Origin of the sequence: Clavibacter sp. MX14-G9D, assembly GCF_032917815.1 — a bacterium.
GTDB classification, from domain to species: Bacteria; Actinomycetota; Actinomycetes; order Actinomycetales; family Microbacteriaceae; genus Clavibacter; species Clavibacter michiganensis_K.
In genome coordinates this window covers 1-3,808 of record NZ_JAVCVL010000244.1, presented here as the reverse complement: position 1 = coordinate 3,808, position 3,808 = coordinate 1, and the positions used below count along the sequence as shown (strand labels likewise).

2 protein-coding genes and 1 pseudogene are annotated in these 3,808 nt (G+C 76.6%); all 3 read left to right on the top strand.

Translation table 11 applies throughout. The annotated features are described in order from the left end of the window. Positions 1-656, top strand: a pseudogene (locus Q6969_RS13980) (beta-galactosidase); the annotation flags it as partial. A gap of 117 nt (positions 657-773) precedes the next feature. Continuing rightward, the gene (locus Q6969_RS13975) at positions 774-2,276 is read left to right on the top strand and encodes an aldehyde dehydrogenase family protein (RefSeq protein ID WP_317230983.1); all 1,503 of its coding nucleotides are present in this window, start codon (positions 774-776) and stop codon (positions 2,274-2,276) included. Further along, on the top strand, positions 2,273-3,808 hold a 1,536-nt coding region (rfaE2, locus tag Q6969_RS13970), incomplete at its 3' end, for a D-glycero-beta-D-manno-heptose 1-phosphate adenylyltransferase (protein WP_317230982.1). The genes Q6969_RS13975 and rfaE2, both read left to right, overlap by 4 nt.

Below are 3,808 nucleotides of genomic sequence, written 5' to 3'. Positions count from 1 at the left end.
CGCTCGGCGTCTTCCGCGGCTTCGCGCTGCACCGGGTGGCGCTGCCCGCGTCCGACCGCACGCGCGTGCTGTCGTTCGCGGAGGTGCGCGACCGGGCGGTCGTCTCCGTGGACGGGGTGCGCGTCGGCGTGATCCAGCGCGACCAGCACGAGACCGCCATCGCCGTGCCGCCGGGCCGCGTGCTCGAGGTCCTGGTGGAGGACCAGGGACGCGTCAACTACGGCGTGCGCATCGGCGAGGCGAAGGGCCTCATCGGGCCGGCGACGCTCGACGGCGCCGCGCTCACCGGGTGGGAGAGCCTGCCGCTCGACCTCGGCGCGATGGCCGCCTCGGTGACCTCGGCCGCCGCACTCGCGGGCGAGCCCGACGTACCGGTGCGCTTCCTCGACGGCCCGGTGCTCGCGCACGCGTCCTTCGAGGTGGACGAGCCCGCCGACCTGTTCCTCGACACGCGCTCGTGGGGCAAGGGCGTCGCGTTCGTCAACGGGTTCGCGCTCGGCCGCTACTGGACCCGCGGGCCCCAGCACACGCTCTACGTGCCGGGCGCGCAGCTGCGGGCCGGCCGCAACGACCTCGTCGTGTTCGAGACGGGCGCGGCGGCGGATCCGGTCGTGGCGTTCCTCGCGCAGCCGGAGCTCGGGCACCGGGAGCCGTAGGCCGGCGTCCCCGCCCCGTGTGAGCGGACGGGGAAGTGGGTACGGGCCGGGTGGGCGCGCGAGCGCCGCCCGCCCGTGCGCACGCCGTGCGGGCCGCCGACCCGCACGAGGAGAACGATGACCACGGACACCGCACTCGACCTGGATGCCCTGATCGACCCCGAGGACTCCGAGGCCGGACCCGGGACGCTGACGATCACGGATCCGCGCGACGGCTCGCTCGTGGGGTCCATCGACGCGTCGAGCCCCGAGGAGGTCGATGCCGCGGTGCGCCGGTCCGTGGCCGCGTCGGCCGCGTGGGCCGCGATGCCGCCCGCCCAGCGCGGGCAGGCCGTCCGCCGGGCCGCCCACGCGCTGGCCGAGCACGCCGAGGAGCTCGCGGAGCTCAACGTGCGCGAGACCGGCAAGCCGCACGGCGACGCCCTCGGCGGCGTCGGCGCGGGCGTCGACACGCTGCTGCAGTACTCCGAGCTCGGGCCCGTCCACCGCGGGAAGGCCCTCCTCGGCACGCTCCCCGCCGTCGACTACTCCGTGCCGCGGCCCCGCGGAGTCACGGTCGCGCTCACGCCGTGGAACGACCCGGTGGCGGTCGCGGCGGGCATCATCGGCGCGGCGCTCGTGATGGGCAACACCGTGGTCCACAAGCCCAGCGAGCGCTGCCCGCACCTCGGCGAGCTGCTCGGGAAGGTGCTCGCGGACGCCCTGCCCGAGGGCGTGCTCGTCTCCGTGGTCGGCGGCGGCGACGTCGGCGACCGGCTCGTGGCGCACGCGGACACGCGCGTCGTCGCGCACGTCGGGTCCACCGCCGCCGGCGAGGCCATCGCGCGCCGCGCGGCGGGCACCCCCACCCACGTCATCCGCGAGAACGGCGGCAACGACCCCCTCCTCGTGGACGCGGGCGTCGACCCCGCCTGGGCCGCCGCGCAGGCCGCCCTCGGCTCCTTCGCCAACGCCGGCCAGATCTGCACCTCGGTGGAGCGGATCTACGTGCACCGCGCCATCGCCGAGCGCTTCACCGCCGCGCTCGTCGCGGAGGCCGAGCGCTGGAACTCCTCGGGCGACCTCGGGCCGCTGGTCGACGAGCGCATGCGCGACGCCGTGCACGAGCAGGTCGCCCAGGCGCTCACGGAGGGCGCCCGCGCGCTCGTCGGCGGGCACGTGCCCGACGGACCCGGATCCCGCTACCCCGCGACCGTGCTGGTCGACTGCACCGACGACATGACCGTCATGACGCACGAGACCTTCGGCCCCGTCGCGGCCGTGCGCGTCGTCGAGGACTTCGACGAGGCGCTCGCCCGGGCGTCCGACGACCGGTACGGCCTCGCCGCGAGCGTCCTCACCGCGTCGATGGAGCACGCGCAGCGCGCCGCGGCCGAGCTGCCGGTCGGCACGATCAAGGTCAACGGCGTCTTCGGCGGCGCACCCGGCGGGGCCGCGCAGCCCCGCGGCCGCAGCGGATCCGGCTTCGGCTACGGCCCCGAGCTCCTCGACGAGATGAGCACCACCACGGTCGTGCACCTCGGGCTGCCCGTGCTCGACGCCGGCGACGCGCCGGCCGTCACCACCCCGGCCGAGGACGCGACCGGCTCCGTCAGCACCGACGCGGGCGACGCCCGATGACCAGCGAGCTGCGCGGCATCATCGGCCTCCTCGCCGAGCGGCGCCCCACCGTCACCGTCATCGGCGACGTCATCCTCGACGAGTGGTGGCGCGGCCACAGCGACCGCATGACCCGCGAGGCGCCCGCGCCCGTCGTGGACGTGACCGAGCGGATCCAGTCGCTCGGCGGCGCCGCGAACACGGCCGTGAACCTCGCGAGCCTCGGCGGCACCGTGCGGATGGTCGGCCTCGTCGGCCAGGACGCCGCGGGCGACCGGGTGCGCGACCTGCTCGCGGCCGCGGGCGTCGACGTCACCGGCCTCGTGCACTCGCCGCGCCTGCGGACCACGACGAAGACGCGCATCGTGGGCGACGACCAGGTCATCGTGCGGGTCGACGACGTGCACCGCGGACCCGTGCACCGCGACGACGCCCGCGCCCTCGCGCGCGCCGCCCTCGAGGCCTCCGCGGGGGCCGACGCCGAGATCGTGTCCGACTACGGCACCGGCACCCTGCACGGCGTGGTGCTCGAGTCGCTCGCCGCCCGCGAGCGCCGCCCCGCCCTCACGGTGGTCGACGCCCACGACCCCGCCGTCTGGGCGCCGCTGCGCCCCGACCTCATCACCCCCAACGCGGGCGAGGCCGGTCGGCTCGTCGACCGGCCGCTCGCACGCGACGAGGACCGGGCCGCCGTGGTCGCGGGGCTCGGCGACGCGATCCTCGCGGCGGCCTCCTCCGCCACCGCGGTCGTGACCCTCGACCGCGACGGCACCGTGGTGCTCGGCGCGGGCGAGCCGTACCGGACGCGCGCGCACCCGGTGCCCGAGAAGCAGGCGTCGGGCGCCGGCGACACGTTCGTCGCCGCCCTGACCCTCGCCCGCGCCGTGGGCCTGACGCTCGCCGTGAGCGCCGACTTCGCGCAGGCCGCGGCCGACGTGGTCGTGCGCCTGCCCGGCACCTCCATCTGCTCCGCGGCGGCCCTCGCCGACCACCTCGGCGAGACCCGGTCCCGCACGGTGTCCGAGGCGGAGCTCGTCGACCTGGTGGCCGCCGAGCGCGCCGCCGGCCGGCGCATCGTCTTCACCAACGGCTGCTTCGACGTGCTCCACCGCGGGCACACCACGTACCTCCGGCAGGCGGCCCGCCTCGGCGACGTGCTCGTGGTGGCGCTCAACAGCGACGACTCGGTGCGGCGGCTGAAGGGATCCGACCGGCCGGTGAACACCGCCGAGGACCGCGCCGGCGTGCTCGCCGAGCTGTCGTGCGTCGACGTGATCACCGTGTTCGACACGGACACGCCCATCCCGCTGCTGGAGGCGGTGCAGCCCGACGTCTACGCGAAGGGCGGCGACTACACGCCCGAGATGCTCGACGAGACCGACGTGGTGCGCGCGTACGGGGGCGAGGTCTCGATCCTCGGCTACGTGCCGTCGCAGTCGACGAGCTCGATGGTGGACCGGATCCGCGCCTCGGCGCCGACCGCCGGGTTCGCGCGCCCGGCGGGGACGGCGACCTCCGCGCCGGCCGCCGGCGACGACCGGGCGGCCGCGAGC

Excerpts from the sequence above, each read along its gene's own strand:
- Q6969_RS13975 (WP_317230983.1), top strand. The coding sequence starts at position 774 with ATGACCACGGACACCGCACTCGACCTGGATGCCCTGATCGACCCCGAG.